The organism is Bradyrhizobium sp. USDA 4516 (genome assembly GCF_054055915.1).
Window position 1 is genome coordinate 8,561,569 of record NZ_JBSRXT010000001.1, and the last position, 26,984, is coordinate 8,588,552.

The following is a 26,984-nucleotide window of genomic DNA, read 5'->3' on the forward strand; positions in this document are numbered from 1 at the left end:
GGGTTCCGGCGTGATCATTGCAAGGCAAGGCCATGTCGGCCCTGTGACATCGGAACCGCATCCGCCAAACTAGTTATGTACAAGCCCTTTCTGCTGCTGCCACGCTGTTGCCGCGGCCGGGGTTCCACTGTTAGAAAACGACATGACGCGACGGATCAGGCTGCCGGGGCCCTCGCCGCGTCACCCTCGACGTAGCGTTTTCGAGCGAAGTGGGAACCGGTTCGCGTGAAGAAAGCGCGTCCAGATCAACACGAGAGCCTGGTCGGTTCTCAACCGAACAGGCTCTGACGGCAGCGTATGGATTATTTCGCCCAGCAACTGATCAACGGCCTCGTGCTCGGTTCGATCTACGGCCTGATCGCCATCGGCTACACGATGGTCTACGGCATCGTCGGCATGATCAACTTCGCCCATGGCGACATCTTCATGATCGGCGGCTTCATCGCGCTGATCTCGTTCCTGGTGCTGGTGTCGCTCGGCCTCACCGCGATCCCCCTGATCCTGCTGATCGTGCTGCTGGTCTCGATGGCGATCACGGCGCTCTACGGCTGGACCATCGAGCGCATCGCCTACCGGCCGCTGCGGCATTCATTCCGCCTGGCGCCGATGCTCTCGGCGATCGGCATGTCATTCGTGCTGACCAATTTCTCACAGGTGTCGCAGGGCGCGCGGGTGAAGCCGGTGCCGCCGATCATCACCGGCGGCTACACGCTGCATGAAGGCTCGTCGGGCTTCGCCGTGCAGCTCTCCAACATCCAGATCATGGTCGTGCTCGCCACCATCGTCGTGCTGGCGCTGTTCACCTGGCTGGTCTCGCGCACCCGGCTCGGACGCGACATGCGCGCCTGCGAGCAGGACCAGACCATGGCCGCGCTGCTCGGCGTCGACGTCGACTACACCATCTCGATGACCTTCGTGATCGGCGCCGCGCTCGCCGCCGTCGCAGGCATGATGTATCTCCTGTATTACGGCCTGGTCGATTTCTTCATGGGCTTCGTCGCCGGCATCAAGGCGTTTACCGCCGCCGTGCTCGGCGGCATCGGCTCGCTGCCGGGCGCGATGCTCGGCGGGCTCGCAATCGGCCTGATCGAGACGTTCTGGTCGGCCTATTTCTCGGTTGAGTACAAGGACGTCGCCGCGTTCTCGATCCTGATCGTGGTGCTGATCTTCATGCCGACCGGCCTGCTCGGCCGTCCCGAAGTCGAAAAAGTCTGACAGGCACTTCGTGAGCGCGACCTCAGCCCGCCCCTCGCACGCCGCGCAGCCCTCGGGCAGCGCCTTCATTCTCAAGAAGGCCCTGATCAGCGCCCTTGTCGCGCTGGTGCTGTTCTCGCTGATGATCGGCATTCGCACCGAGGCCGGGCCGCAGGGCGGCTTGATCTACTGGACGCGGTTCGGCGACCTCGCAGCCCTTGTCGCTACCGTGTTCGGCGGCAGCATCGTCGTCGAGTTGCTGCGGCAATGGTGGGGACCGGTCGACAAGGACCGCATCGTGCCGAAGCCGGTGCAATCGGCGATGTCGTTCGCCGGCCGCTGGCTGGCGCCGGCGCTCCTGGTGTTCACCTTCCTCGTGCCTGTCATCTTCTACAACCAGCGCTACATTCTCGACCTGTCGATCCTGGTCCTGACCTATGTGATGCTGGGATGGGGATTGAACGTCGTGGTCGGCCTCGCCGGCCTGCTCGACCTCGGCTACGTCGCCTTCTACGCGGTCGGCGCCTATTCCTACGCATTGCTTGCGACCAATTTCGGATTGTCGTTCTGGGTCTGCCTGCCGCTTGCCGGCATCCTGGCGGCGTTCTGGGGCGTGCTGCTCGGCTTCCCGGTGCTGCGGCTGCGCGGCGACTATCTCGCGATCGTGACGCTCGCCTTCGGCGAGATCATCCGCCTCGTCATCATCAACTGGCAGAGCCTGACCGGCGGCCCCAACGGCGTCTCGGGAATTCCCCGCCCGACCATGTTCGGCATTCCGCTGACGGCGGGTGATGACGGGCTCGCCGCCAAGCTCGGCATCGAATTCTCGCCGACCCACCGCCTCGTCTTCCTGTTCTATCTGATCCTGGCGATGGCGCTGATCACCAACTGGGTGACGATCCGGCTGCGGCGGCTGCCGATCGGCCGCGCCTGGGAGGCGCTGCGCGAGGACGAGGTCGCCTGCCGCGCGCTCGGCATCAACACCACGACCACCAAGCTGACGGCGTTCGCGACCGGCGCGATGTTCGGCGGCCTCGCCGGCGCGTTCTTCGCCACCCGGCAGGGCTTCATCAGCCCGGAATCCTTCACCTTCCAGGAATCGGCGCTGGTGCTGGCGATTGTGGTGCTCGGCGGCATGGGCTCGCAGCTTGGCGTGGCGCTCGCCGCGCTGACCATGATCGGCGGCTTCGAGCTGTTCCGCGGCCTCGATCAATACCGCATGCTGGTGTTCGGCATGGCGATGGTGCTGCTGATGATCTGGCGGCCGCGCGGGCTGATCGGCCATCGCGCGCCGACCGTGTTCCTGGAACGCAACCAGGCGATCTCGTCCGACCTCGTCAAGGAGGGCCACGGATGAGCGGCGACCCCATCCTCACCGTCGACCGCCTGATGATGCGCTTCGGCGGCATCGTCGCGGTCAACGAGCTGTCCTTTGCGGCCGAGCGGCGCAAGATCACCGCGCTGATCGGGCCGAACGGCGCCGGCAAGACCACCGTATTCAACTGCATCACCGGGTTCTACCGGCCGAGCGGGGGCGCGATCCGCCTCGCCCATGACGACGGCCGCACCATCCAGCTCGAGCGGCTGAACGATTTCCGCATCTCCAAGCAGGCCAAGGTGGCGCGCACCTTCCAGAACATCCGGCTGTTTCCCGGCATGACGGCGCTGGAAAATCTGATGGTCGCCCAGCACAACGCGCTGATGCGCGCCTCGGGCCTGACCCTGCTCGGGCTGCTCGGCCTGCCGTCCTGGCGCGAGGCCGAGCAGCGCGCCATCGATCTGGCGCGGACCTGGCTCGCGCGCGTCGGCCTGCTCGACCGCGCCGACGATGCCGCGGGCAACCTGCCCTATGGCGACCAGCGCAGGCTCGAGATCGCGCGCGCGATGTGCACTGAACCGGTGCTGCTCTGTCTCGACGAGCCGGCGGCCGGTCTGAACGCGCGCGAGAGCGGCGGGCTCAACGAGCTGCTGCTGTCGATCCGCAACGAACAGGGCACCTCGATCCTCCTGATCGAGCACGACATGTCGGTCGTGATGGAGATCTCCGATCACGTCGTGGTCATGGACTACGGCGTCAAGATCGCCGAAGGCACGCCGCAGACGGTGCGCGACGACCCCAAGGTGATCGCCGCCTATCTCGGCGCCGACGAAGAAGAGGCGATCGCCGTGATGGAGAGCGGCACGTGACGAGCGCAGCCAGCAAGCCCCCCACCTCCCCCTGCAAGGGGGAGGTCGACCGCGAAGCGGGCGGGTGGGGGTCACGCTTTTCCTGCACGAAAGATATGACGGCACGGGCGCGATCTCTCCGCGCAAACATGACCGATGCGGAAGCCTGCCTCTGGCGTGCGTTGCGTCGCGATCAACTCAACGGCTTCTCTTTCCGCAAGCAGCACCCGATCGGCCCGTACACCGTCGACTTCTACTGCTCGCGCCTTGGTCTGGCTGTTGAGGTGGACGGTGGTCAGCATGCCGAGCAGCGGAAGCAGGCCGACGATCGCCGAACCGCATGGCTCGCGGAAAAAGGCGTCACCGTGGTTCGCTACTGGAACAACGACGTGCTGTCGAATTTGGACGGCGTGCTGAGCGACTTGGTCACGCACATGGAGAGATTGGCGCAAGCGGCGACAACCCCCACTCCAACCCTCCCCCTTTCAGGGGGAGGGAGAACCGACACCGCCATGTCGGCCAAGAAGGGGAACGAGTCATGACCCAGCCCCTGCTCGCGGTGCGCGGCGTGCGCGCGGCGTATGGCAAGATCGAGGCGCTGAAGGGCGTCGATATCGAGATCAATCGCGGGGAGATCGTCGCCCTGATCGGCGCCAACGGCGCCGGCAAGTCGACGCTGATGATGACGATTTTCGGCAGGCCGCGCGCTCGCGCCGGCGCCATCGAGTTCGACGGCCGTGACATCACCGGCGTGCCGACCCACGAGATCGCGCGGCTGCGCATCGCACAATCGCCGGAGGGCCGGCGGATCTTTCCGCGCATGAGCGTCGCGGAAAACCTGCAGATGGGCGCCGATGCCACCGAATGCAGCGAGGCCGAACGTGCAGCCGGGCTGGAGCGGGTGTTCGCGCTGTTCCCGCGCCTGAAGGAACGCGTCGCACAACGCGGCGGCACGCTGTCGGGCGGCGAGCAGCAGATGCTGGCGATCGGCCGCGCCCTAATGAGCCGGCCGCGGCTGTTGATGCTGGACGAGCCCTCGCTCGGGCTCGCGCCGCTGATCGCGCGGCAGATCTTCGACGCCATCCGCACGCTGAACCGGCAGGACGGCCTCACCGTGCTGATCGTGGAGCAGAACGCCAACCATGCGCTGAAGCTCGCCCATCGCGGCTATGTCATGGTCAACGGGCTGATCACGCTGGCCGGAACCGGCGCCGAATTGCTGCAGCGCCCGGAAATCCGCGCCGCCTATCTGGAAGGCGGCCGCCGCGGCTAGCTTGACGTTCCGTGCCGCCCCCGCAAGCAAGATGCGGCGGATGCAGCGTCGATTTGCCTGAAAATTGCCGGTGACTTCGCCGCGAAATCAGCTGAGAATGCCCGCGGTTTTGGGGCCCGGCGTGCCGGGCCCTTCCGCAAGAGGCAACGACCACGAGGGACGTCTCATGAAATCACTGAAGCTGATCGGCCTGGCACTTGGCGCTTCGTTCGCATTATCGGCGAGCGCGTTCGCGCAAGACATCACCATCGCCGTCGCGGGCCCGATGACGGGCTCCGAATCCGCTTTCGGCCGGCAGATGAAGAACGGCGCCGAGCAGGCGGTCGCCGACATCAACGCCGCCGGCGGCGTGCTCGGCAAGAAGCTCGCGCTGGAAGCTGACGACGATGCCTGCGATCCGAAGCAGGCGCGCTCGATCGCGGAAAAGATCGGCTCTTCGAAGATCCCGTTCGTGGCCGGCCATTTCTGCTCGTCGTCCTCGATCCCGGCCTCCGAGGCCTATGCCGACGCCAACGTGCTGCAGATCACCCCGGCCTCGACCAACCCGCTGTTCACCGAGCGCAAGCTCTGGAACGTGGCGCGCGTCTGCGGCCGTGACGACCAGCAGGGCCTGGTCGCCGCCGACTACATCATGAAGAACTACAAGGGCAAGAACGTCGCGATCCTGAACGACAAGACCACCTACGGCAAAGGCCTCGCCGACGAGACCAAGAAGGCGCTGAACAAGGCCGGCTTCCAGGAGAAGATGTTCGAGTCCTACAACAAGGGCGACAAGGACTTCAACTCGATCGTCTCGCGCCTGAAGCGCGACAACATCGATCTGGTCTATGTCGGCGGCTACCATCAGGAAGCCGGCCTGATCCTGCGCCAGATGCGCGACCAGGGCCTGCAGACCGTGCTGATGGCCGGCGATGCCATGAACGACAAGGAATTCGCCTCGATCACCGGCCCCGCCGCCGAAGGCACGCTGTTCACCTTCGGCCCCGACCCGCGCAACAAGCCGACCGCGAAGGCGATCGTCGAGAAGTTCAAGGCCAAGAACATCGACCCCGAGGGCTACACGCTCTACACCTACGCCGCGATGCAGGTCTGGACGCAGGCCGTCGCCAAGGCCGGTTCGACCGACGCCAAGAAGGTGATGGACACCATCAAGGCCGGCGAGTGGGACACCGTGCTCGGCAAGATGGCCTTCGACGCCAAGGGCGACATCAAGGCGATCGATTACGTCGTCTACAAGTGGGACGCCAAGGGCAACTACACCGAGATCAATCCGAAGGGCTCCTGAGCCTCTCTCGCGTCTGATCCAATCAGAGATACGAGAACGCCCCGATCCGCCGGGGCGTTTTTCTGTTTGCCGGATGCCTGCAAGTCTTACCGCACGTCTCCGCCCGCCCGTGCCCGACGGTTGATGCATCCGTCGCGGCTGCTATACCGGATCGATCGGACAGCAGGCGGATGGACCCATCGTGAAAAACCTTCTCACCGATATTGCCGGCGTTGCCGTCGGCCATGCCGACGATCCCACAGTCGCCTCCGGCGTCACCGCCATCCTGTTCGAGCGGCCGGCGGTCGCCTCGATCGATGTCCGCGGCGGGGGTCCGGGCACCCGCGAGGAAGCGCTGCTTTCGCCGCACAACGTCGTCGAGGCAATCGACGCCATCGCGCTGTCCGGCGGCTCGGCGCACGGGCTCGACGCCGCCGGCGGCGTGCAGGCCTGGCTCGCCGAGCGCGGCCGCGGCTTCCGCATCCGCGACGCGGTGATCCCGATCGTGCCGGGCGCGATCTGCTTCGACCTGCTCAACGGCGGCAACAAGGCGTGGGGACGCTTTCCGCCCTATCGCGACCTCGGCTACGCGGCGGCCAATGCCGCCTCCGATGACTTCGAGCTCGGCAGCGTCGGCGCCGGCATGGGCGCGACCACGGCCAACCTGAAGGGCGGCCTCGGCTCGGCGTCCGACATGACCGACGACGGCGTGACGGTCGCGGCGCTCGCGGTGGTCAACGCGGTCGGCAGCGTCACGGTCGGCAGCGGCCCCTGGTTCTGGGCGGCGCCGTTCGAGGTCGGCGGCGAATTCGGCGGGCGCGGCCTGCCGCCCTCGTTCACGCCGGACATGCTGAAGGCGCGGCTGAAGGGCGGCGCCGACGCGCGCGCCGTCGAGAACACCACCCTCGTCGTCGTGGTGACCGATGCGCAGTTGACGAAGCCGCAGGCGCGGCGGCTTGCGATGATCGCGCAGACCGGCATGGCGCGCGCGATCTATCCGGTGCACGCCCCGCTCGACGGCGACGTGGTGTTTGCCGCCGCGACCGGCGCCAGGCCGATCGATCCGCTGTTCGGCCTCACCAGGCTCGGTGCGCTCGCCGCCAACACCGTGGCGCGCGCCATAGCCCGCGGCGTCCATTCAGCGACCGCGCTGCCATTCGCCGGCGCGCTACCGAGCTGGCGGGACAGATTCGGTTAGATCATCGCGCTTCTGGCTCTGCCGTCATTGCGAGCGAAGCGAAGCAATCCATCTGTCCGCACATGTGGACAGATGGATTGCTTCGTCGCTCCAGCGCAAAATTGCTTTGCAATTTTGTCGCCGAGCTCCTCGCAATGACGGAAATTACCAGTCTCGTCTTAAGCGCTGACCGAAATCGCAGCGAAGTCCTGCGCCGAGATCGCCTTCGCCTGGCGCTGGATCAGCTGCTCGACGATATTGTAGGACGAAGCCGCGTTGAGGGTCGCGGAGGATGTGGCCGGCGTCGTCATAGCCACCTTCGAGCCGTCGGCATAGGTCGTCGTCGTGGTGGTCGAGCCGTCGCTGTTGGTCACCGACGTCGAGGTCGCACCGTCCAGCGCCTGCATCAAGGGATCGGAGCTCGATCCGCCCGCGCCGGAGCCATCGGTCGAGCCGCTGGCCATGTGATGGCGATGATGGCCGCCGCCCTTGTGGCCCTGCAAGGCCTGGGACATCTCGTCGAGGCTGACGTTACCGTCGCCATTGCTGTCGAGCTTGGAGAACACGTCGTCGGCCTGCGCCGTGTTGGTGCCGCCGGCGCCGAGCGCGTTCTCGAATTCCGACTGGGTGATCTTGCCGTTGCCGTCGGCATCGATCTGCGAGAACAGGTCCTTGAGCGCATCCGAGCGGCTGGCCGCCGTCGGGCTGTTTGAAACCGCGGTCTGGGACTGGCTTTGCGCGGAAATCAGCGCGCCCATCGTCAGCGGCGAAATCTGCGGAGAGACGCTGCCCGAGCCGGTGCCGGTGCTGCTCCCGGTCGACGTCGATGTACCGGTCGAAGGGGCGAACAGGCCGGTGGTCTTGGCCCCCTGACTGGAGCTGCCGGTCTGGGTCGTCGACTTCGACGACATCAGCGAGCTCAAAAGGTCAATGGCCGACGACGCAGCGCCAAGGGCGAACAGCATGGCAATACTCCAACAGGGCCGCGCCTGGCGGCTCAAACGCTGGTCAGTGGCTGAGCAAAGGGCGTGCCATGGCAAAAAACCAGCAAAACCAGGCGTTCCCGCATCGAAGCGGGTTCCGCGCACCCGGCAAGAGCTGCCGCCGGCGGAAGAATTTTCCGGTCGCAGAGCGCCGTCCGCTCGCATTGCCCGCCACGCGTCCGCATGTTAGGCGGACTCACCCGTCGCCCCCCTGAAGTGTTCCGGAACAGCTGACATGACTCAGTCATTCACCCCGCGTCCCCTCGTTATCGCTCCGTCGATCCTGGCGTCGGATTTCTCAAAGCTCGGCGAGGAGGTCCGCGCCGTCGACCAGGCCGGCGCCGACTGGATCCATCTCGACGTGATGGACGGACACTTTGTGCCGAACATCTCTTACGGCCCCGACGTCATCAAGGCGATGCGGCCGCACACCAAAAAGATCTTCGACGCCCATCTGATGATCTCGCCCTGCGATCCCTACCTGGAGGCGTTCGCCAAGGCGGGCTGCGACCATATCACGGTGCATGCCGAGGCCGGCCCGCATTTGCACCGCTCGCTGCAGGCGATCCGCGCGCTCGGCAAGAAGGCCGGCGTCTCGCTCAATCCGGCAACGCCGGCAAGCGCGATCGAATATGTGCTCGACCTGATCGACCTCGTGCTGGTCATGTCGGTCAATCCCGGCTTCGGCGGCCAGGCCTTCATCCGCTCGGCGATCGGCAAGATCAGCGACGTCAGGGCGATGGTCGCGGGCCGCCCGATCGACGTCGAGGTCGACGGCGGCGTTGCGCCCGACGTCGCGGGCCAGCTCGCGGCCGCCGGCGCCAACGCCTTTGTCGCGGGATCCGCCGTGTTCAAGGGCGGCACGGTCGAGGCTTACAAGACCAACATCGCCGCGATCCGCCATGCGGCGGCCGAGGCACGCGGCGAGGCGATCTGACGATCCGGGGAAACTAGAACACTGCGGGCGGCGTGGCCGCGGCATTCGCCGCTTGCTCCGCCGCCTCATCGCCCTCGCCGTCGTCCGCTTGCGACGCCAGCCGCGACGGCCGCACCACGGTCACCGTGCACGGCGCTTCCCCCGCGACCCTGGCGGACACGCTGCCGAGCAGCGCGCGCCGCTGCGAGTTCTGCCGCGCGCCGATGATGATGTGGTCGACCAGGTTGACCGCGGCGAATTCCAGGATCGCGGCGGCGGGATCGATCGCCTCCAGCACATGCACGGTCAGCCGCCCTTCCTCGAGCCCGAACGGCCGCGCCCAGTGCCGCAGCGCCACCAGGCGGTCGACATGCTTGTTCTGGCCCTGCTCGTCATGGGTGCGGTCGATCGCCAGGCGATTGAGCTTCAGCACATTGACGCAGGCGAGCCGCGCCGACGGCGAGGTCGACAGCACCCGCTCGGCGGTGACGCGGATGGTGTCGTTCAGCGCCTCGGCACCCTCGCCGATATCGAGCGCGACGGCCACGATCGGGCTCGAGGCGAGCTGGGCCGCGACATCAGACTTCGGCCGCGGCGGCACCGCGCCGAGATTGAAGCGGCGGCGCCAGACCGTGGTGAGCGGGTCGCGGCTCAGCCGCTGCGCCCGCGCGGTCAGCTTCACCTGATCGGGATGGCCGAGATCGAAGGCAAGCTGCGCCGCGGTCGGATAGCGCGCGGCGGGATCGATTTCCAGGCAGCGCAGCACGATCTCCTGCAGCCAGGGCGGATAGTCGGGCTTCAGCTCGCGCGGCGGATAGGGGTCGCGCCACAGCCGCCGGCGCATGCCGCGCAGGCTTTCGGTCTCGCCGAACGGGCGCACGCCGGTGGTGAAGAAATAGAGCAGCACGCCGAGCGAAAACAGATCGCTGCGCGGATCGTCGCGGACGCCGAGCAAGCGCTCCGGCGCCATGTAGGGCGCGGTGCCGTAAGGCAGGCGAAACTCCTCCTGCAACAGGTCGGGCAGATGCCGGTGATGCGAGAGGCCGAAATCGATCAGCACCGCCTCGCCGCGCTCGCGGAACATGATGCTGCTCGGCTTGATGTCGTGATGGATGACGTTCTGCCGGTGCAGACTGGCGAGCGCGGTGGCGACCTTGCCGCCGATCACCCTCACCTCCTCATACGGCATCGGCAGCTCGCCGAGCCGCTTGTAGAGCGTCTGACCGGGGATGCGCTCCATCACCACATAGGCCTGGCGTTCGAAGTCGCCGGTGCCGAAACAGGCCGGCACGTGCGGCCCCGACAGCCGCGGCAGGATCATCTGCTCCATCTCGAAGCTGACGATCGCGGCCGGATCCTCGCCCTCCGAGGTGAGCGGCACCTTCATCAGCAGCGGCACGGTGATGCCGGGATGGGTGACGCTCCACAACGTCGCCATGCCGCCGCGGTGCACGCGTTCGCCGATGGTGAAGCCATCGATCTCGGCGCCCGCCTGCATCGCCAGCGCCGCCATCGGCGTCACCGGCCCAGCGGCAGGCGGTCGGCGAGCCAATGCGGCAGGCCGTTCGCCTTGATCCGCGCCGCCGCGGTTGCGACGTCGTAGGGCACGCGATGAAAGGTGATCTCGCGGCTTATGGTATCGAACATCGCAAACGACGCCGCGGGATCGCCGTCGCGCGGCTGGCCGACCGAGCCGAGCACGGCAAGCCAGCGCCGCCCCGGCAGCAACTGAACAGCGATGCCCGAAGTCGGAACGAAGCTCGTCATCTTGGCGGTCGAGGACATCGAATAGAGGCCGGGACGATGGATGTGGCCGCAGAACGTGATCTGCAGCTCGGTGGCCATCATGCTGCGCGCGGCGTCGGCGGTGTCGCGGACATAGCGCCATTTCGCGGGCTCCGAAGCTTCGGAGTGCACGTAGAGCCGATTGTCCTCCTCCCGCGACATCGGAAGCTCGGCAAGGAACGCCTTCTGCTCGCCACTGAGCCGGCCGCGGGTCCAGTCGATCGCAGCCTGCGCCTCGGCATTCATGCTGTCGCTCGGCACGCCGATCGCATTGTCATGATTGCCGCGCACCGCGACCGCGCCCTTGGCGACGAGGTCCATCACCGTGTCGACGGCCCATTCGGGATCGGCGCCGTAGCCGACGATATCGCCGAGGCAGATCAGCCGCTCGGCGCCGCGCGCATGCGCAGCGTCGAGGCAGGCGGCGAAGCCCTGCCGGTTGGCGTGAATATCGGCGAACAGTGCAAGCCGCATCGTGATCCGCGTCGCTGATCCCTATCCGATATCAAGCACACGCGGCCCCGGGCTCGCAATCGGGCCAAAGGCATCAGGTGGTCAGGGGATGTCGGCAGAAAGCTCAGCTAGGGCTTGCAGACCCGCAGGCCCTTCAGCAGCAGGGCCAGCAGCGCGTCGATCCGCCCCGGGCATTCCGGCTTGGCCCATTCCTCGGCATGCGCCGGGTGATGGTAGCGGACGGTGGCGTCGAACACGGCACGGGCGGTCGCCTTCACATTGTCGATCTCGAACACGCCCTGCGCGACACCGTCGGAGAGGATTTTCGCGATCAGGTCGACCTGCTTGTCCTTGTAGGCTTCCACCACCTCGCGCGCGTCCTGCGCCAGCGCCAGGTAGGTCGCGAACATCTCGGGATCGTCGCAAACCTTCTTCTGCTTGATCGTGAAGGCGGTGCGCAACCATTGCTCCAGCCGCTCCGGCGCCGGGCCTTCGCCGGCTGCGATCTTGCACAGCGGCTCGTTGGCGCGGTCGAGCCAGCGCTTGGCGACGGCATCGCGCAGCGAGGCTTTGCTGGGGAAGTGACGGTAGACGCTGCCGTGGCTGACATCCAGCGCACGGGCAACGTCGACAACGGTGGCCTTGGTCAACCCAAAGCGCCTCAAGACATCCTCAGTTGCCTCAAGGATCCGCTCGGGTGTCAAAACCACCGCCTCGTTCATGCGTTTACCGTCTGGTTATCGCTGTCCTGCCCGCGGGTGAACTTGGCGGCCTGGGCGGCCAAGTGGCGAGCGACGCGAAGATTGAGCCACTGTTGAATCTGGGCGGTCAATTGAAAGATTTCTATGGTCATGGAGGTAGTCCTTCGAGGTAGTCAAATTAAGTCCGGCTCCCCGGCCAAACGCCAGAACAGCCACTGGGCGCCCTCCTCCCTTGGGCTGTTGAGTATATACACCATCCCGCTGACAGATTTCAATATCTGTCAGACAATATTTTGTGAAATGACAGCCGGGTCCGCGGGAAAGGCCCACCCCGGCTTACGGGCGCTACAACGTTCCGTGAGCAGCCGGGGCGATCTGCCAATGCGCGCCTATGTCTCGCTCGGGGCTACCCGGGAGAGACTTGCATGGACCGGCCAATGACCTTGAAGGAGATCGCCAAGATCACCGCGGGCGCGGTGGTCTCGCTCGTCATTGTCGGGTGGCTGATGGTGCTTGCGATCGCATTCTTGACGGTGCTGTGAGCCCGCCTCGCCGCGCCGGCCCCTCACCGTACATTGCTGCCGGAATCGAAAGGGGCCGCTTCATGCAGCGGCCCCTTTGCCGGGAAAATCGCTTCGGGATGAAATCTAGCCCCGGTTAGCCCCAAGACTACACACTTCAGGGAATTGAGGAATTCCGGATGATTACTGTCCATCCCGCTGACTGATTATTGCCGATCCCTATTTTTGTGCCACCTTCTGGGTAGGCATCCTGCTATTGCTGCTCGTCCTTGGGCGGCATCCGGGGCGGCGGCAATGGCGTGAACACCGACCCTTGCGCGCCGGCCGGCGGGGCCACGAACGTCCCCGTCGTGGAATCGCCGCCTGTCGTCTCCACGATCGTCTTCGGCGTGATGTACTCCCTGACGAAGTCCATGATGGTGCCGTCGCCACCGCCGAAATCCGCCGCCCGCCCGCCCTGCGGATGCCCGGCCTTGATCTCGTTCTCGGCGGTGTGGGTCTGCTCCGCCAACGCCTCGCTATAGGGAATGCGGAAAGCGCGCGGGATCGCGCTCGGCCGGTTGTCCTCGTCAAGCTCCTCGACCCAGAGATAGATCGAGCCCGGGTCGCCCTCGAGCGAATGCGGCTCCACGATTCGCGTCGACAGCAGCTTGAAATTCGCCGGCAATTTTTCCGCGGACGCCCAGCCGAGCAGACCGCGCATGCCGCCGAAGCTGACGAAATAGAACGCGCTGGTCACGACGATGACGACAGCCTTCAGCGACCAGTGCAGCCGCGCATAGACCAGCACGATCAAGAGCAGCGCACCAACCACCGCGTATGCGACCGCAAGCGTGAGGATCACCGACTGCAGACTAATCACGGCGGAGCACCCTGACGCCGGTTTTCGGATCCATGTCGGCGCCGTTGCGCCAGCTGCTGCGGAAGGTCTCGAGCAGCGATTTCGGCCGCCGGTCCACGTTGATCACCTTGCCCTCGGCATCGAGACGAAACCTGACCGCGGTCTTCTCGTCGCCGGTGTGATCGACGGTCAGCTTGTCGTCGAAGATCACCTGCGCCGTCGGATTGAGCTTCTGCACCTTCACATTGGCCTGCACCGGCTCGCCGGTCGTCGCCTGGAAGTGCGAGACGTTGACGGTGTATTCGCCGGCGACGATGCCGCGCAGCGTGACGATCTCCTCGCGGATCGGAGAGGCGATCTTCTTGCCGTTGACGATGATGAAGTCGTTGGCGCCGCCGCGGTCGTCGCGATCGAGCGTCAGGAATCCGGCCTCGCGATGCCGGTACCAGGCGATGTTGCCGGCCGGATCCTGCACGAACAGGTCGAGATCGTCAGGATGGTTGTCCGGCCAGTCCATCGTGATGATGAACTCCGCCTTGGATTCGATCTTGCCTTCCTTGGAATCCGGCGACACCGCAAGCAGCGCCAGGAAGAACAGGAAAGCGATGACCTGCAGCGCCTTGAACAACATCACGCCGAGCGGATCGAACGGCTCCTCACGCGGATAGAGCCCGAACTCATCCATCATGACGGCGTACCGAGGCGACGTTCCAGGGCCGGCGTGACGTGCGTCTCAGTCAGCACGACGGCGTCGGAAAACACCCGCTGGGTCGCGGAATCGAGCATGTAATACTGGATCCGGACCAGGATCGATCCGATCAGCCCGGCCAGCGTCGTGTACATCGCGACCGCCATGCCGTCGCTCATCAGGCCCATCGACGATTTCATCGCGACCTTGTCGGCGGCATCCAGCGAAGCGATCGGCGCCAGCATGATGATGAAGCCGATGATGGTGCCGAGCAGGCCGAGTTTCATCAGCGTGTCGGAGACGAAGGCGCCGAAGCCGTTGGACCCGCGCAGCCGGTCCGCCAGCGTCCGCAGCAGCAGGGTCTGGTCGATGCGGCCTTTCGCCTGCGCCTCGGCCTTCTGCACCAGGCTCTTGATGTGATCGGTGACGAGCCCGCCGGGCAGGCCGCGCGCATCTGATGCAAGCGCCCCTGATGCAAGGATCTTGGCGCCATCGGGCGCGGCGAGGATGGTGCGGCAGGAGCGCGCCACCTCGCCTTCCCGTGCGATCGCCCGCGTCCGCCAGAAGCAATGGATGCAGGTGACGATATAGAGGACGGCGATGACGCTCGAAATGTAGGTGCGGTCGGAACTAATCATGAGGCGGATCAACCCGTAGCGCCACAGCAGGAATGCGGCGAACACCGAAAGGCCGGTGAAGATCATCCAGAGCAGCAGGGCGCTGCGCTCCGCCGCGTCCGTGCCGGCCGATGCGGCCGCGACGTCGACCTTGGCATCCATGCTGCGTGAGCTCCCTGTGTTCCGTGAGGCTCCGCGCGGACCTCACCTTCCGTTAGAGCAGAGCCGGCCTGCGCCGTCCAAAGACATCTGCCCAGATTCCGTCGGGCAAATTTCCCGACCTGCATAGCTTCGCATGCTTGCGATTGGCGGGGAACAGCGGTGCTGTTAGCATCGCATCTCTCGTTTGAGCATGACCAGCCGCTGCTTTCCGTTCCGGATCATGCTCTGGCCGTGGAGTGATCGCATGCGCCTCGTGCTTCAACTGGTCGCCCGCCTGCTCGTGATCGTCGCGCTATGCCTCGGCGCAGCCACCGTCTGGGCCACGATCGATGCCTATCGCAGCGTCGATCGCGCCACGCAGGCGTCCGCCGAGCGGGTTTCGCAATCGCTCGAAGCGCTGTACTGGCGCGAATTGCTGCTGCGCAGCAACCGGATGCGCGAGCAATTGCTGCCGGCACCGGACTGGCGCACCATCGAAACCATGGGCCTGATCGCGCCCGGGATCTGCGTGCAGTTCGAACCGGCCGGCGCCTTCGAGAAGCCGCTCTGCGGCCAGAGCAAGGGGATCGGCAAGGCGCCGCCGCGCTGGTTCGCGGCCACCGTGCAGATGATACTCGGCGATCACGCCACCGTGGAGCGGCCGATCAGCGCCCGCGCCGCGACCGCGGGAACCGTCCGCGCCATCGCCGATCCGGACGCCGCGATTGCGCTCGCCTGGCAGCACATTCTCGACAACATCCATGTCGCGCTGTCGATGGCGCTCGCCATCGCGCTGCTCGCTTCGCTTGCGATCGCGCACACGCTGGCGCCCGCCCACTCGATCGTGTCGGCGCTGCGGCGGATGGCCGACGGCGAGTACCGTACGCCGCTGCCGCGCGTCCGCTCGATGGAGCTCGCGATGATCGGGCGCGCCGTCAGCGATCTCGGCGACCGCCTCGCGCTTGCCGAGGAGGAACGCACGGTGCTGACCAGGCGGCTGCTCGAAATCCGCAACGACGAACGCCGCACACTGGCGCGCGAGCTACACGATGAGTTCGGCCAGAATCTCACCGCGATCCTCGCCTTCGCCAACACGATCGAGGCAAGCGCCGGAGATAAGTACGCCGCCGGCACCGAAATTGCGCAGGATGCACGGATGATCTCGCAAGCGACGCGCCGCATCATGGCGTGCCTGCGCGATACACTGAACCGGCTGCGCCATCCGCCGGCCGAAGAGCTCGGGCTGGAGGCAAGCCTGGTCGATCTCGTCGACAGCTGGCGGTCGCGCACGGCGCAGCCGATGATCCAGCTCGATCTGCAGGGCGACCTTGCCGACATCAGCGGCACGGTCGCCGCCACCGCCTATCGCGTCGCGCAGGAATGCCTGACCAATGCGCTGCGCCACAGCTCGGCGCGCGAGATCGTGCTGCGGATCGAACGGCGCACTGGAGCCGAGAATGCGCTGCTGGTGCGCGTCGAGGACGATGGCGGCGGCGATGCGACCAAGGTGGCGCAGTCGGCCGGCTTCGGCCTCACCGGGGTCAGCGAGCGCGTCACCGCCCTCGGCGGCTCGCTGTCGATCGCGCGCGCCAGCCGCGGCCTGTCGGTCGCCGCCACGATCCCGCTCGCCGCCTGAGATGACAACCGTGACGACGACAACGGCGAAGATTCGGGGCATCTCGATCCTGCTGGTGGACGATCATCCGGTCGTCCGCCAGGGCTACCGGCGCGTGCTTGAGCATCAGGACGATTTCCGCGTGGTGGCCGAAGCCGACAACGCCGCCAATGCCTATCGCGCGTTCAAGTCGCACCAGCCCGATGTGGTGGTGATGGATATTTCGATGCCGGGTGCCAGCGGGCTGGAGGCGATCCGCAACATCCGCGCGCGCGACCCTGACGCGCGCATCCTCGTCTTCAGCATGCACAGCGAGGCGGCCCAGGTGAAAGCGGCATTCGGCTCCGGCGCCAGCGGCTTCGTCACCAAGGGCAGCGAACCGGCCGAGCTGATCGCGGCGATCCGCTCGGTGGCGCGCGGCGAGCATGCGATGAGCGACGACGTCGCCCGCGTGCTGGCGCTGGAGAGCCTGGTGCCGACCCGATCGGCGCTCGACCAGCTCGGCGAGCGCGAGATCGAAATCCTCCGGCAGCTGGCCGCCGGCAGCACCAAGGAGCAGATCGCCGCCAACCTCAACCTCAGCACCAAGACCGTGCAGAACTATCACTACCTCATCAAGGCCAAGACCGGCATGCGGACCGACGCCCAGCTGGTCCGCCTCGCCGTCGAATGCGGGCTGGCGAATTTGTAGCCCGTTCCCGTAGCCCGGGTGAGCGCAGCGACACCCGGGGCTGGTTGTGCATATCCCCGGATATCGCTTGCGCTCATCCGGGATACTGACGCCATTCCCGCGTGACAAGTCGGCGGGTTACGCTACGCTGACCCGCCCACCAAAGTTCACAAGAAACGGACGCTCCCCATGCCCATCGTCAATCGCGTTGCCGCCCTCTCGGATGAAATGGCCGCCTGGCGCCATGACTTCCATGAGAATCCCGAACTGCTCTACGAAGTCCACCGCACCGCCGGCATCGTCGCCGACAGACTGCGCGAGTTCGGCTGCGACGAGGTGGTGACGGGGATTGGGCGCACCGGCGTGGTCGGCGTGATCCGCGGCCGCAAGTCCACTTCGGGAAAGACCATCGGCCTGCGCGCCGACATGGACGCGCTGCCGATCGCGGAGGCCTCGGGCGTCGCCTACGCCTCGAAGATTCCCGGCAAGATGCACGCGTGCGGCCATGACGGCCACACCGCAATGCTGCTCGGCGCCGCCAAATATCTCACCGAGACGCGCAATTTCGACGGCACCGCGGTCGTGATCTTCCAGCCCGCCGAGGAAGGCGGCGCCGGCGGCAAGGCGATGGTCGACGACGGGCTGATGACCCGGTGGGGCATCCAGGAGGTCTACGGCCTGCACAACATGCCCGGCCTGCCCGAGGGTTACTTCGCGACGACGCCGGGCCCGATGCTGGCCTCGTCAGACACGTTGAAGATCGTGGTCCACGGCAAGGGCGGCCACGCCGGCGCCGCCCCGCACGAGGCGGTCGACAGCGTGCTGATCGGCGCCCAGATCATCAATGCGCTGCAGTCGATCGTATCGCGCAATGTCGACCCGCTGAAATCGGCGGTCATCTCGATCACCATGTTCGAGGCCGGCACCGCGTTCAACGTGATCCCGGAGACCGTGACGCTGGGCGGCACCGTGCGCACGCTCGATCCCGGTGTGCGCGACCTGGTCGAGCGCCGGATCGGCGAGGTCGCCTCCAGCATCGCCAAGGCCTATGGCGGCTCGGCCGAGACGGATTATGGCCGGATGTATCCGGTGACGTTGAACCACGCGCGCGAGGCCGGCGTCGCCGCCGAGGTCGCCCGCGATGTGGTCGGCGCCGACCGCGTCAACGACAATCTGGTGCCGGTGATGGGCGCCGAGGATTTCGCCTTCATGCTGGAAGCGCGACCCGGCGCGTTCGTCTTCCTCGGCATGGGCGACGGTCCGATGTGCCACCACCCCGCCTACAAGTTCAACGACAACATCCTCGGCCACGGCGCCTCCTACTGGGTGCGGCTGGTCGAGAAGCAGATGCCGGCGGGCTAGCGCCGCTCGTGCAGCCACGGCCCGGTCGCCCGCTTCGCGACCGGGCCGCCAGCTTTCACAAGCGCGGCTGCTGCTGCGTCACGCAGTGGATGCCGCCGCCACCGGCGGCGATGCCGTCGATATCGAGCTGGATGATTTCCCGGTCCGGGTACAGGTCGCGCAGCTTGTCGCGCGCGTTGCGGTCCGCCGCCGGGTCACCGAATTCCGGCGCGATCACGGCACCGTTGCAAACGTAGAAATTGATGTAGCCGGCGGCGAAGCCGTCGTCGTTTCCGTACTTTGGACGGACCGTCGACGGTCCCTGCAACTCCACGACCTTCAGGTGTCGACCTCTTGCGTCTGTCGACTTGCGCAGGATTGCCAGGTGTTCTCTCGTCACCTCGTAATCGTCGAACGACGTATCCATCTCCAGGCCCGCGACAACGACGCCCGGGCTGGTGAAGCGCGCGTAGAAATCGGTATGGCCGTCGGTAATGTCGTCTTTGTTGTGACAGCCGGGTAGCCAGATGATCTTCTGCAGCCCGAGCAGGCGGAAGAGTTCAGCCTCGCATTCATCCTTCGTCAAACCAGGATTGCGATTGTCGTTGAGAACACAGCTTTTGGTGATGATCGCTGTCCCCTCGCCGTCGACTTCGATGCCGCCGCCCTCCAGCTTCGGGCCGGCCTTGATGAACTCAGCTTGCGCAAGCTCGGCCACACGTTCCGCGATCTTGGCATCATGCGCATGCCTTTGTTTCCCGCCCCAGCCGTTGAAGTTGAAGCCGACGGCTCCGAGTTGCCCTGACGGGTTCGTTACAAAGACCGGTCCGGTGTCCCTGATCCAGATGTCGTCGAGCGGTTGAACAACGAGGTTCACCCGAGGGCCGCATAGCCGCGCGGCAATATCGTAGTCTTCCTTGCGCACCAGCATGTTCACGGGCTCATGAGCCGCGATCTCCTTCGCGACCAGGGCGAGGTTTTCCCTGACCACCGGAAGCAGCCGCTGCTTGCGCCAGATCTTAGTGTCGTGCGCGAACGCCATCCAGGTGGCGACATGCAAAGCGCTCTCGTCCGGCATCCGCCAGCGGCGGTCAGCGTCCGGTGCGGAGTTTCTCATGTGGACAAACCGGCTTGGTCCGCCGCGCCCGTCCCCACCATCCGCGCGGCGACACGGTCGCGCTTGACGAAGTGGTGGAAGGCGACCGCGGCGAGGTGCAGCACGATCAGCGCCAGCAAGACATAGGCGAAGAAGATGTGGCGATCCTCAAAGGCATCCGCCGCCGCCTTGTCGGGCGAGGTGATCTGGGGAACGCGAAACAGGCCGAAGAAATCAGAATAATCCTGGGCGCGGGCGCCGGAATGCGCCCACCCCAGCATCGCCACCAGGATGGTGACGGTATAGAGCGCGCCGTGGCTGACCCGGGCGGCGATCCGCTGCCAGGCGGGCATCTCGGCCGGCAGCGCGGGCGTCGGGTTAAGGCCGCGCCAGAGCAGCCGCAGCACGGTGAACAGCAGCACCAGATAGCCGATATCGGCGTGGATCGAGCGGTAGAAGAACTTGTCCGCCCGCGCCGGGACGTGGTTCATCCACCAGCCATAGGCCAGCATGCCGATGATGGCGACGCCGAGCACCCAGTGGAACGCGCGGGCGAGCGAGCCCCAGCTCGCGGCGGTATTGCGGATCATGTCGCGTGGCCCCCTTGCGGCCGCATTTTTGGATTTCACACGTCGCAGCAATAGTTTGCCGTGATACTTGCAGCTATCGGTCAAGGCCATCTGAAATTCCCGGCTTTACCGCCTTTTGTCGGCCGTAGCGGCCGGATAGCCAAAAACAACTGAATGGTAACCCTGCTTCGGATAGAGTTTTCGCGTGTCCACTCCCCCGACCATCCTTGTGTTCGATTCCGGCCTCGGCGGCCTCACCGTGCTCCGCGAGATCGTCCGCGCCCGGCCCGACGCGCATTACGTCTATGTCGCCGACGACGCCTTTTTCCCCTATGGCCACCACGGCGAGGACGAGATCATCGCCCGTGTGGTGCCGCTGGTCGGTGAGCTGATCGCGGCCCACGCGCCCGACCTCGTCGTGATCGCCTGCAATACGGCATCCACCCTGGTCATGTCGCATCTGCGCGACGCCTATCCTTTGCCCTTCGTCGGCACCGTGCCGGCGATCAAGCCGGCCTGCGCCTCGTCGAAAACGAAGCGCGTGTCGGTGCTCGGCACAAGGGGCACCGTGAAGCGCGAATATACCCGCAAGCTGATCTCGGACTTTGCGCAGGGCTGCGAGGTGACGCTGGTCGGCTCCGGCGAGCTCGCCTCGTTGGCGGAGGCCGCCCTCAGCGGCGCGAGCGTGCGTGACGAGGATATCGCGGCCGAGCTCGCGCCCTGCTTCGTCGGCGATGGCGCCCACGACCCCACCCGCACCGACACCGTCGTGCTCGCCTGCACGCATTATCCGCTGCTGCTGGAACGCCTCAGGAGGCTCGCGCCCTGGCCGGTCGACTGGATCGATCCGGCGCCGGCGATCGCACGCCGCGTCGCCGACCTGCTCGGCCCTGCCGGCCACGAGAGCGACCAGGCCGGCGCCGAGATGATCTTCACCTCGAAGCGCCCGCACGCGCTGACGGAAGCCTTGACGCCATTCTTCGGCGGCCGCGTCCCGGCCTGATCCTTTTCGCCGTCACAACGCGCTGCTAGCCTCTGCTCTCCTTCGAGGGAGGACCAAAATTTGACCGCAGCCCCGCTGACACCGCTCAATCGCCTGCGCGAGGCGTGGCGCGACAAGCGCCCAACCTTCGGCGCGATCGCGACCATTCCGAGCATCCAGACCGTGCAGATCATGGCGCAGTCGCTGGACTGGATCATCGTCGATCTCGAGCACGGGCCGATCGATCTCGGCACCGCCCATGCGATGATCGTGGCGACCTCGGGCACGCCCTGCGTGCCGATGGTGCGGATCGCCGCCAACGAGCCGCATCTCGCCAAGGCACCGATGGACATCGGCGCGCTCGGCATCAATTTTCCGATGATCTGCAACGCAAGCGATGCGGTGAAGGCGGTGCGCAGCGTGCGCTATCCGCCGCAAGGCGACCGGCTCTGGGGACCGTTCCATGCGCCGTTCCGCTGGGGCGTCTCGATGAACGACTACATGGCGACCGCTGACGACGACATGATCTGCATGATCACGATCGAGCACGTCGATGCCGTCAACCGCATCGACGAGATCATGGCGACACCGGGCATCGACCTCGCAGTGATTGGCCCCGGCGATCTCGCCACTTCGATCAACAAGCGCGGTCTGCCCGACGATCCTGAAGTGGTCGCGCTGATGCAGCGCGCCGAGCAAGGCATCATGAAGAGCGGCGTGCCGATCGGCGGCGTCGCGCGCACCGCCGAACAGGCCAATGCGATGATCGACCGCGGCTACCTCGCGCTCGCACTCGGCTTCGACTGGTCGCTGTTCCAGCGCGGCATCGCGGCCGCGTTCGCGGGGATCAAGCGGTAGGCGTCAAACGCGGCCGCGCGGCGCTCCGCTTGTTCACAGCCGCCGGCGAGCAGGTTCCAGTCACGTCGTGAAGGAACCGCGGGCGCAACTTCCTGCATCGCGCCTGCGACGGCGCGAACGATGCATGTCGCCGAGACAGCTCGTTCGCCTGAGTAGCTCATGAATAAGCGGCGCAAACCCGCGCTGTTGGATGAACGGACTAATCCCAACGTCGCAAGTGCACATCACACATCGCCCGCTTTCCGCCGCGATTCCGCGCTGCTAGAGTTTTGCGGGTTGGGAGGAAAATCCATGTTCAGGAAATTACTGCTTGGTCTCACTGTGATTGCCCTTGCCGGTGCCGGCGCTGCTTTGGCGCAGCAGAGCGGCATCAAGCGGACACCGCTGCAGAAGGTCGATTTTCCGCCGGGCTACAACACGGTCACCGCGATCGCCGAGGTTCCGGCCGGGGGTGCGTCGGGGCGTCACACCCATCCCGGCGCTGAAACCGGCTATGTGCTCGAAGGCGAGCTCGAGCTTCTGATCGACGGCAAGCCGCCGCTGAAGCTGAAGGCGGGCGATTCCTACCAGATCCCGGAAGGCGCGGTGCACGACGCCAAGACGTCCGGCGACAAGCCGCTCAAGGTGCTCGGCGTCTACGTAGTCAAGGCCGGCGAGCCGTTGGCAAAACCCGCGCCGTGAGCAGAACCCCTTGGTCTCCGACCAGTTGGTTCATCTGAGCTTCAGGTGCGGCGAGCAACCATTTGAGCTCGCCGGGCCTTTGATTTTTTGCCTGTTTGCTAAGGAACTGAACCGAACGGATGCGCGGTAAATTTCGTCAGATTTCATTGCCGCGCCGTCTCGTCGCCGATCTGATGCATGCATCGGCCGGCGTGCCGCTGGTCTCCCTGAAGCGCACCCTGAACGTCCGGGCAATCGTCGAGGCCCGTGCACGTGCGGCGCAGGCACCGGGCTGGGCCGCCATCTTCGTCAAGGCATTCGCGCTGGTCGCCAGGATCGAGCCGACGTTGCGCACGCTGCACGTCAAATGGCCGTGGCCTTGCCTCTACGAGCTGCCGCGCAGCGTCGGCATGGTGGCGATTGCGCGCGTTGAGAAGGGCGAGGACTGCGTGCTGTTCGAGCGCGTCTGTGCCGCCGACGAGATGCCGCTCGCCGAGGTCGACGCGCGGATCCGCCGCGCCAAGACCGCGCCGCTGCACGAAATCCCCTCGTTCCGCAAAATGCTCTGCGTGACCCGCCTGCCGCTTCCGCTGCGCCGCCTGGCGTGGGCGATCGGGATGAATTTTGGCCGGCAGCGCGCCAATTTCTGCGGCAGCTTTGGCGTGACCTCGGTCGCGGCCTATGGCCCCGGCGAATTGCACGCGCTGAGCCCAGGGCCATTCCTGTTGAGCTATGGCGTGATCAGGCCGGACCACACTGTCGACGTGGTGCTGCGCTGGGACCATCTGGTCTGCGACGCCGCCCTGATCGCGCAGACCTTGATCCGCCTCGAGCAAGGTGCTGGGCGGCGAAATCGCCGCGGAACTGGGCGCGGGCCGGCCGCAAGCCGATGCCCGGCTGGTCCGGGCGGCCGGAAGCCGCCTCTGAGGGGCAAAATCGGCCAATTTTGACGCCGATTCGGCCCAAAATGCCCTGCGTTTTGTTTGACAGAACCGGACTTTCTCCTTAAGACCACCTTGCTCGCGGGCCGGTTTCGGCCCGCGATGCGTTTCGCGACCCGTGGTCCTCCCCGAGCTTTCGAGGCGGACCTGTCGGTACAGGCCTTTTGGCCGGTACACAGGAGGGCGCGTCTCCTCAAACCCTAGACTGACAAAACGCCGGGCGCTGGGTGCGACGGCTGTACAAAGAGGACGCGATGACAAAGCGCAGTGAGGCGAAGTACAAGATCGATCGCCGCATGGGCCAGAATATCTGGGGCCGCCCGAAGAGCCCCGTGAACCGCCGCGAATACGGCCCCGGCCAGCACGGCCAGCGCCGCAAGGGCAAGCTCTCCGACTTCGGCGTGCAGCTGCGCGCCAAGCAGAAGCTCAAGGGCTACTACGCCAACATTTCCGAGCGCCAGTTCCACGGCATCTATGTCGAAGCCAGCCGCCTGAAGGGCGACACCGGCGAGAACCTGATCGGGCTCCTGGAGCGCCGTCTCGACACCGTGGTCTACCGCGCCAAGTTCGTCTCCACGATGTTCGCCGCGCGCCAGTTCATCAACCACGGCCACATCAAGGTGAACGGCCGCAAGGTCAACATCGGCAGCTACAAGCTGAAGGTCGGCGACCTCATCGAGGTCAAGGAATCCTCCAAGCAGCTGACCCCGGTGCTGGAAGCGGCCCAGCTCCCTGAGCGTGACGTCCCCGACTTCATCGAGGTCGATCACTCCAAGATGACCGCGACGTTCGCGCGCACCCCCGGCCTCTCGGACGTGCCGTTCCCGGTGCAGATGGAGCCGCATCTGATCGTCGAATTCTATTCGCGCTGACCACTTCAGCGTTGCGAGATCCGAAAGGCCCCGGTTTTGCCGGGGCCTTTTTGTTTGGCTAAAGTCAGGGCATATCGACCGAGAGAGACATCATGCACTACACCCCTGCCCGGCCCGATCCCAAGGCCCCGCCCGTCCGCATCAACCTTCTGTCCGATACGCAGACCAGGCCGACGCCGGCGATGCGCGAGGCGATGGCGAAGGCGGAGGTCGGCGACGAGCAGGTCGGCGACGATCCGACCACCAATGAGCTCTGCGCCCGCGTCGCCGATCTGCTCGGCAAGGAGGCCGCCGTGTTCATGCCGTCGGGCACGATGTGCAACGTCGCGGCGACGCTGGCCTATTGCCGCCCCGGCGACGAGATTTTGGCGCATGCGACCGCGCATATCATCGCGCGCGAGGGCGGCGCCCATGCCGCGCTCGGCGGTTTCCAGATCACGCAGCTGCCGGGTGATGACGGCCAGTTCACGCCTGAGACCTTCCAGGCCGCGCTGCATCCGCGCACCCGCTACCAGCCGCCGCAGGTGCTCGTCAGCGTCGAGCAGACCGCCAATATCGGTGGCGGCACGATCTGGAAGAAGGCGGCGCTCGACGAGGTCGTGCGTATCGCCAAGGCCCACGGCCTTGTCACCCACATGGACGGCGCGCGGCTGCTCAATGCGACTGTGGCGTCCGGCATCACGCCGCGCGAAATGACGGCGGGCTGGGATTCCGCCTGGATCGATTTCTCCAAGGGCCTCGGCGCGCCGATCGGCGGCGTGATCGCCGGCACCCGCGCCTTCATCGACGATGTCTGGCGCTGGAAGCAGCGGCTCGGCGGCTCGATGCGGCAGTCCGGCGTCTGCGCCGCCGCCTGCATCCATGCGCTCGATCACCATGTCGACCGCCTCGCCGACGACCACGCCAATGCCCGGGCGCTGGCGCGCGGCCTGTCGCAGATCAACGGCATCGCGGTGCAGGCGCCGGAGACCAACCTTGTGTTCTTCAAGCCCGACGGCGCCGGGGTATCAGGCGACAAGATGGTCGCCGAGCTGCGCAAGCGCGGCGTGACGCTGGCGATGATGGACGGCCGGATCAGGGCCTGCACGCATCTCGATGTCACGGCAGCGATGATCGAGGAAGCCGTCGGACACGTCAGGGACATCGTGCGCGCGGCGTAGTCTTGTAGCTCTGATGGAGCCAACGGGTCGCGCGAACGCGCGCCCGATGACAGCTCCGCGAAAATCCGGGACGGCAGATCCGCGGGTGGAGAGCCCCGGATTGCGCTTCGCGTCATCCGGGCTACGAAGCTGAATTCTACCGTCCCATCGCTTGGTAGATCAGCGTCTTCAGCTCCTGCTGGATTCGGCCGCGCTGCGACGGCGTCTGCACCATGAAGATCCCGAACAGGTCATCCGCGGGATCGATGAAGAAGAAGGTGCCGCCGACACCGTCCCAGCGATACTCGCCCAGCGGCCAGTCTGTGTTCGCCGGCACCGAAGTGCGGACCGCGAAGCCGAGGCCGAAGCCGGAGTTCGGACCGGGATAGTAGTTCTGGTCGCGCACGACTCCGGTCTCCGGACCGATATGGTCCCTCGCCATCAGCGCAATGGTCTCCGGCTTCAGATAGCGCCTGCCCTCATAGCTGCCGCCATTCAGCAGCATCTGCGAGAAGCGCGCATAGTCGCCGATGGTGCCGACCATGCCGCCGCCGCCGGATTCCCATCGCAGCGGCTTGCGCGGATTGCGGACGTCGGCGACCGGACTGATGGTGCGATCCTTCGGCATCGGCTCGGCGATCAGCGGCCATTTCGCCCGGTCGGCGACATAGAACGCGGTCTCGTTCATCCCGAGCGGGCCGAGCAGCCGCTCCTTCTCGACCTGAAACAGCGATTTCCCCGTGATCACCTCGATGATGCGGCCGAGCACGTCGGTGGAATGGCCGTAGTCCCATTGCGTGCCGGGTTGTTCGGCGAGCGGCAATGCCGAAAGCCGCGCCACGAATTCGGCATTGTCGGGATCGTTGTTGAACAGGCCGGCATCGGCGTAGGTCTTGTTCACGACACCACCGCCGTAATAGCCGTAAGGCAGGCCGGCGGTGTGGCGCATCAGGTCTTCGATGGTGATGGGGCGCCTCAGCGGCTCCAGCGTCATCGCCATCTTGCCCTCATCGCCGCGCTTTTCCACCCCGACCTTCATGTCGGCAAAGGACGGGATATATTTCGACACCGGATCGCCGAGGGCGAGCTTGCCTTCCTCGACCAGCATCATCGCGATGACGGTGGTGATCGGCTTCGACATCGAATAGAGGCGGAAGATGGTATCCGCGCTCATCGAGAGCTCGGTGGCGACGTCGCGAACCCCGAACTTCTCGTAGTAGACCGGCTTGCCATGCTGCTGCAGCAGCAGGATCGCGCCCGGGATCTTTCCGGTCGCGACCTCGTTCCTGACATAGTCGGAGACCCTGGCGAGGCCCTCCGCCGAGAAGCTGTGCGCGGCCGGCCCCGCGGAGCCGGCCTTCGCAATCGTTGCGACCAACGCGAACGCTAGTGCCGCGACGAACGCGCGGCCCCCACGCATGCAAGCGCATGAGCCGATCCGCCTGAATCGGATCATGCCGTCATTCCCTTCTTTTCAACGCGCTGCTTCACGCGAACCGGTATCCACTTCGCTCGAAAACG

The 26,984-nt window shown here is 65.9% G+C and carries 27 protein-coding genes and 1 pseudogene; 17 read left to right on the forward strand and 11 right to left on the reverse strand.

What is annotated here, in order from left to right; all coding sequences use genetic code 11:
• Positions 1-297 precede the first annotated feature (297 nt).
• From ACVI1L_RS39780 to ACVI1L_RS39810, 7 genes are all read left to right on the forward strand, one after another.
• Positions 298-1,215, forward strand: a complete 918-nt coding sequence (locus ACVI1L_RS39780) for an ABC transporter permease subunit (protein WP_076828509.1) — start codon at positions 298-300, stop codon at positions 1,213-1,215.
• Positions 1,216-1,225: 10 nt separating this feature from the next.
• Positions 1,226-2,551: a high-affinity branched-chain amino acid ABC transporter permease LivM gene (gene livM / locus ACVI1L_RS39785; protein WP_057018422.1), complete on the forward strand. Its 1,326-nt coding sequence runs from the start codon at positions 1,226-1,228 to the stop codon at positions 2,549-2,551.
• Positions 2,548-3,381, forward strand: a complete 834-nt coding sequence (locus ACVI1L_RS39790; protein WP_028336791.1) for an ABC transporter ATP-binding protein — start codon at positions 2,548-2,550, stop codon at positions 3,379-3,381. The genes livM and ACVI1L_RS39790 overlap by 4 nt, the downstream gene beginning before the upstream one ends.
• Positions 3,382-3,476: 95 nt before the next feature.
• Positions 3,477-3,902: an endonuclease domain-containing protein gene (locus ACVI1L_RS39795; RefSeq protein WP_456785665.1), complete on the forward strand. Its 426-nt coding sequence runs from the start codon at positions 3,477-3,479 to the stop codon at positions 3,900-3,902.
• On the forward strand, positions 3,899-4,633 hold the full coding sequence (locus ACVI1L_RS39800; RefSeq protein ID WP_028336790.1) for an ABC transporter ATP-binding protein: 735 nt from the start codon (positions 3,899-3,901) through the stop codon (positions 4,631-4,633). Before ACVI1L_RS39795 ends, ACVI1L_RS39800 begins: the two co-directional genes overlap by 4 nt.
• Before the next feature lie 166 nt (positions 4,634-4,799).
• Entirely contained in the window at positions 4,800-5,918 is a 1,119-nt protein-coding gene (locus ACVI1L_RS39805; protein ID WP_028339917.1) for a branched-chain amino acid ABC transporter substrate-binding protein, read from the forward strand.
• 181 nt (positions 5,919-6,099) lie between these two features.
• Positions 6,100-7,095 carry a P1 family peptidase gene (locus tag ACVI1L_RS39810; protein WP_057018420.1) on the forward strand — a complete coding sequence of 332 codons (996 nt, stop codon included), beginning with the start codon at positions 6,100-6,102 and terminating at the stop codon, positions 7,093-7,095.
• Between the two features lie 158 nt (positions 7,096-7,253).
• On the opposite strand, the gene ACVI1L_RS39815 is transcribed toward ACVI1L_RS39810, so the two are convergent.
• Entirely contained in the window at positions 7,254-8,039 is a 786-nt protein-coding gene (locus tag ACVI1L_RS39815; RefSeq protein ID WP_456785310.1) for an EF-hand domain-containing protein, read from the reverse strand.
• Positions 8,040-8,292: 253 nt separating this feature from the next.
• Between ACVI1L_RS39815 and rpe the strand changes: the two genes are divergently transcribed.
• Positions 8,293-8,994: a ribulose-phosphate 3-epimerase gene (gene rpe, locus ACVI1L_RS39820; protein WP_456785311.1), complete on the forward strand. Its 702-nt coding sequence runs from the start codon at positions 8,293-8,295 to the stop codon at positions 8,992-8,994.
• A gap of 13 nt (positions 8,995-9,007) precedes the next feature.
• Here the strand turns inward: rpe and ACVI1L_RS39825 are convergent, their stop codons facing one another.
• From ACVI1L_RS39825 to ACVI1L_RS39855, 7 genes are all read right to left on the reverse strand, one after another.
• Positions 9,008-10,486, reverse strand: coding sequence for a serine/threonine protein kinase (locus ACVI1L_RS39825; RefSeq protein WP_456785312.1), 1,479 nt, complete (start codon positions 10,484-10,486; stop codon positions 9,008-9,010).
• Between the two features lie 5 nt (positions 10,487-10,491).
• Positions 10,492-11,232 carry a metallophosphoesterase family protein gene (locus ACVI1L_RS39830; protein WP_438072549.1) on the reverse strand — a complete coding sequence of 247 codons (741 nt, stop codon included), beginning with the start codon at positions 11,230-11,232 and terminating at the stop codon, positions 10,492-10,494.
• A 107-nt stretch (positions 11,233-11,339) separates the two neighbouring features.
• Positions 11,340-11,933 carry a TetR family transcriptional regulator gene (locus ACVI1L_RS39835; RefSeq protein WP_076828498.1) on the reverse strand — a complete coding sequence of 198 codons (594 nt, stop codon included), beginning with the start codon at positions 11,931-11,933 and terminating at the stop codon, positions 11,340-11,342.
• A complete protein-coding gene (locus ACVI1L_RS39840; protein WP_016843141.1) occupies positions 11,930-12,064 on the reverse strand; it encodes a hypothetical protein in 135 nt (44 codons plus the stop codon). Before ACVI1L_RS39840 ends, ACVI1L_RS39835 begins: the two co-directional genes overlap by 4 nt.
• A gap of 622 nt (positions 12,065-12,686) precedes the next feature.
• Positions 12,687-13,295 carry a hypothetical protein gene (locus ACVI1L_RS39845; RefSeq protein ID WP_016843143.1) on the reverse strand — a complete coding sequence of 203 codons (609 nt, stop codon included), beginning with the start codon at positions 13,293-13,295 and terminating at the stop codon, positions 12,687-12,689.
• Positions 13,288-13,962 (reverse strand): hypothetical protein, encoded by a 675-nt coding sequence (locus ACVI1L_RS39850; RefSeq protein WP_026192978.1) that lies wholly within the window; start codon positions 13,960-13,962, stop codon positions 13,288-13,290. The genes ACVI1L_RS39845 and ACVI1L_RS39850 overlap by 8 nt, the downstream gene beginning before the upstream one ends.
• Positions 13,959-14,741 (reverse strand): MotA/TolQ/ExbB proton channel family protein, encoded by a 783-nt coding sequence (locus ACVI1L_RS39855; protein ID WP_057018416.1) that lies wholly within the window; start codon positions 14,739-14,741, stop codon positions 13,959-13,961. The genes ACVI1L_RS39850 and ACVI1L_RS39855 overlap by 4 nt, the downstream gene beginning before the upstream one ends.
• Before the next feature lie 244 nt (positions 14,742-14,985).
• Here ACVI1L_RS39855 and ACVI1L_RS39860 point away from each other — a divergent pair, with 244 nt between their 5' ends.
• The 3 genes from ACVI1L_RS39860 to ACVI1L_RS39870 all read left to right on the forward strand — a co-directional run bounded on the left by ACVI1L_RS39860 (position 14,986) and on the right by ACVI1L_RS39870 (position 18,367).
• Entirely contained in the window at positions 14,986-16,356 is a 1,371-nt protein-coding gene (locus ACVI1L_RS39860; RefSeq protein WP_456785313.1) for a histidine kinase, read from the forward strand.
• 1 nt (position 16,357) lies between these two features.
• A complete protein-coding gene (locus ACVI1L_RS39865) occupies positions 16,358-17,026 on the forward strand; it encodes a response regulator (protein ID WP_456785314.1) in 669 nt (222 codons plus the stop codon).
• Positions 17,027-17,194: 168 nt separating this feature from the next.
• Positions 17,195-18,367 carry a M20 aminoacylase family protein gene (locus tag ACVI1L_RS39870; protein WP_076828489.1) on the forward strand — a complete coding sequence of 391 codons (1,173 nt, stop codon included), beginning with the start codon at positions 17,195-17,197 and terminating at the stop codon, positions 18,365-18,367.
• A 55-nt stretch (positions 18,368-18,422) separates the two neighbouring features.
• Here the strand turns inward: ACVI1L_RS39870 and ACVI1L_RS39875 are convergent, their stop codons facing one another.
• The gene (locus ACVI1L_RS39875) at positions 18,423-19,463 is read right to left on the reverse strand and encodes an agmatine deiminase family protein (RefSeq protein ID WP_456785315.1); all 1,041 of its coding nucleotides are present in this window, start codon (positions 19,461-19,463) and stop codon (positions 18,423-18,425) included.
• Entirely contained in the window at positions 19,460-20,032 is a 573-nt protein-coding gene (locus tag ACVI1L_RS39880) for a cytochrome b (RefSeq protein ID WP_456785316.1), read from the reverse strand. The genes ACVI1L_RS39875 and ACVI1L_RS39880 overlap by 4 nt, the downstream gene beginning before the upstream one ends.
• A 184-nt stretch (positions 20,033-20,216) precedes the next feature.
• Between ACVI1L_RS39880 and murI the strand changes: the two genes are divergently transcribed.
• From murI to ACVI1L_RS39910, 6 genes and pseudogenes are all read left to right on the forward strand, one after another.
• Positions 20,217-21,014, forward strand: coding sequence for a glutamate racemase (gene murI, locus ACVI1L_RS39885; RefSeq protein ID WP_057018411.1), 798 nt, complete (start codon positions 20,217-20,219; stop codon positions 21,012-21,014).
• A gap of 60 nt (positions 21,015-21,074) precedes the next feature.
• A complete protein-coding gene (locus ACVI1L_RS39890) occupies positions 21,075-21,851 on the forward strand; it encodes an HpcH/HpaI aldolase family protein (RefSeq protein WP_057018410.1) in 777 nt (258 codons plus the stop codon).
• 291 nt (positions 21,852-22,142) lie between these two features.
• Positions 22,143-22,532, forward strand: a complete 390-nt coding sequence (locus ACVI1L_RS39895; protein WP_028336773.1) for a cupin domain-containing protein — start codon at positions 22,143-22,145, stop codon at positions 22,530-22,532.
• A gap of 119 nt (positions 22,533-22,651) precedes the next feature.
• Positions 22,652-23,438, forward strand: a pseudogene (locus tag ACVI1L_RS39900) (acyltransferase).
• Positions 23,439-23,706: 268 nt separating this feature from the next.
• Positions 23,707-24,324 (forward strand): 30S ribosomal protein S4, encoded by a 618-nt coding sequence (rpsD, locus tag ACVI1L_RS39905; protein WP_057018409.1) that lies wholly within the window; start codon positions 23,707-23,709, stop codon positions 24,322-24,324.
• Between the two features lie 92 nt (positions 24,325-24,416).
• Entirely contained in the window at positions 24,417-25,484 is a 1,068-nt protein-coding gene (locus ACVI1L_RS39910; RefSeq protein WP_456785317.1) for a threonine aldolase family protein, read from the forward strand.
• Positions 25,485-25,620: 136 nt separating this feature from the next.
• Here ACVI1L_RS39910 and ACVI1L_RS39915 read toward each other — a convergent pair whose 3' ends face one another.
• On the reverse strand, positions 25,621-26,883 hold the full coding sequence (locus tag ACVI1L_RS39915) for a serine hydrolase domain-containing protein (RefSeq protein WP_456785318.1): 1,263 nt from the start codon (positions 26,881-26,883) through the stop codon (positions 25,621-25,623).
• Between the last annotated feature and the right edge of the window lie 101 nt (positions 26,884-26,984).

Bases quoted from the DNA above. Each gene is read 5' to 3' on its own strand.
- ACVI1L_RS39780 (WP_076828509.1), top strand. From the start codon at position 298: ATGGATTATTTCGCCCAGCAACTGATCAACGGCCTCGTGCTCGGTTCG.
- ACVI1L_RS39790 (WP_028336791.1), top strand. From the start codon at position 2,548: ATGAGCGGCGACCCCATCCTCACCGTCGACCGCCTGATGATGCGCTTC.
- ACVI1L_RS39795 (WP_456785665.1), top strand. From the start codon at position 3,477: ATGACGGCACGGGCGCGATCTCTCCGCGCAAACATGACCGATGCGGAA.
- ACVI1L_RS39800 (WP_028336790.1), top strand. From the start codon at position 3,899: ATGACCCAGCCCCTGCTCGCGGTGCGCGGCGTGCGCGCGGCGTATGGC.
- ACVI1L_RS39805 (WP_028339917.1), top strand. From the start codon at position 4,800: ATGAAATCACTGAAGCTGATCGGCCTGGCACTTGGCGCTTCGTTCGCA.
- ACVI1L_RS39815 (WP_456785310.1), bottom strand. From the start codon at position 8,039: ATGCTGTTCGCCCTTGGCGCTGCGTCGTCGGCCATTGACCTTTTGAGC.
- rpe (WP_456785311.1), top strand. From the start codon at position 8,293: ATGACTCAGTCATTCACCCCGCGTCCCCTCGTTATCGCTCCGTCGATC.
- ACVI1L_RS39825 (WP_456785312.1), bottom strand. From the start codon at position 10,486: ATGGCGGCGCTGGCGATGCAGGCGGGCGCCGAGATCGATGGCTTCACC.
- ACVI1L_RS39830 (WP_438072549.1), bottom strand. From the start codon at position 11,232: ATGCGGCTTGCACTGTTCGCCGATATTCACGCCAACCGGCAGGGCTTC.
- ACVI1L_RS39835 (WP_076828498.1), bottom strand. From the start codon at position 11,933: ATGAACGAGGCGGTGGTTTTGACACCCGAGCGGATCCTTGAGGCAACT.
- ACVI1L_RS39840 (WP_016843141.1), bottom strand. From the start codon at position 12,064: ATGACCATAGAAATCTTTCAATTGACCGCCCAGATTCAACAGTGGCTC.
- ACVI1L_RS39850 (WP_026192978.1), bottom strand. From the start codon at position 13,962: ATGATGGATGAGTTCGGGCTCTATCCGCGTGAGGAGCCGTTCGATCCG.
- ACVI1L_RS39855 (WP_057018416.1), bottom strand. From the start codon at position 14,741: ATGGATGCCAAGGTCGACGTCGCGGCCGCATCGGCCGGCACGGACGCG.
- ACVI1L_RS39860 (WP_456785313.1), top strand. From the start codon at position 14,986: ATGCGCCTCGTGCTTCAACTGGTCGCCCGCCTGCTCGTGATCGTCGCG.
- ACVI1L_RS39865 (WP_456785314.1), top strand. From the start codon at position 16,358: ATGACAACCGTGACGACGACAACGGCGAAGATTCGGGGCATCTCGATC.
- ACVI1L_RS39870 (WP_076828489.1), top strand. From the start codon at position 17,195: ATGCCCATCGTCAATCGCGTTGCCGCCCTCTCGGATGAAATGGCCGCC.
- ACVI1L_RS39875 (WP_456785315.1), bottom strand. From the start codon at position 19,463: ATGAGAAACTCCGCACCGGACGCTGACCGCCGCTGGCGGATGCCGGAC.
- ACVI1L_RS39880 (WP_456785316.1), bottom strand. From the start codon at position 20,032: ATGATCCGCAATACCGCCGCGAGCTGGGGCTCGCTCGCCCGCGCGTTC.
- ACVI1L_RS39895 (WP_028336773.1), top strand. From the start codon at position 22,143: ATGTTCAGGAAATTACTGCTTGGTCTCACTGTGATTGCCCTTGCCGGT.
- rpsD (WP_057018409.1), top strand. From the start codon at position 23,707: ATGACAAAGCGCAGTGAGGCGAAGTACAAGATCGATCGCCGCATGGGC.
- ACVI1L_RS39910 (WP_456785317.1), top strand. From the start codon at position 24,417: ATGCACTACACCCCTGCCCGGCCCGATCCCAAGGCCCCGCCCGTCCGC.
- ACVI1L_RS39915 (WP_456785318.1), bottom strand. From the start codon at position 26,883: ATGCGTGGGGGCCGCGCGTTCGTCGCGGCACTAGCGTTCGCGTTGGTC.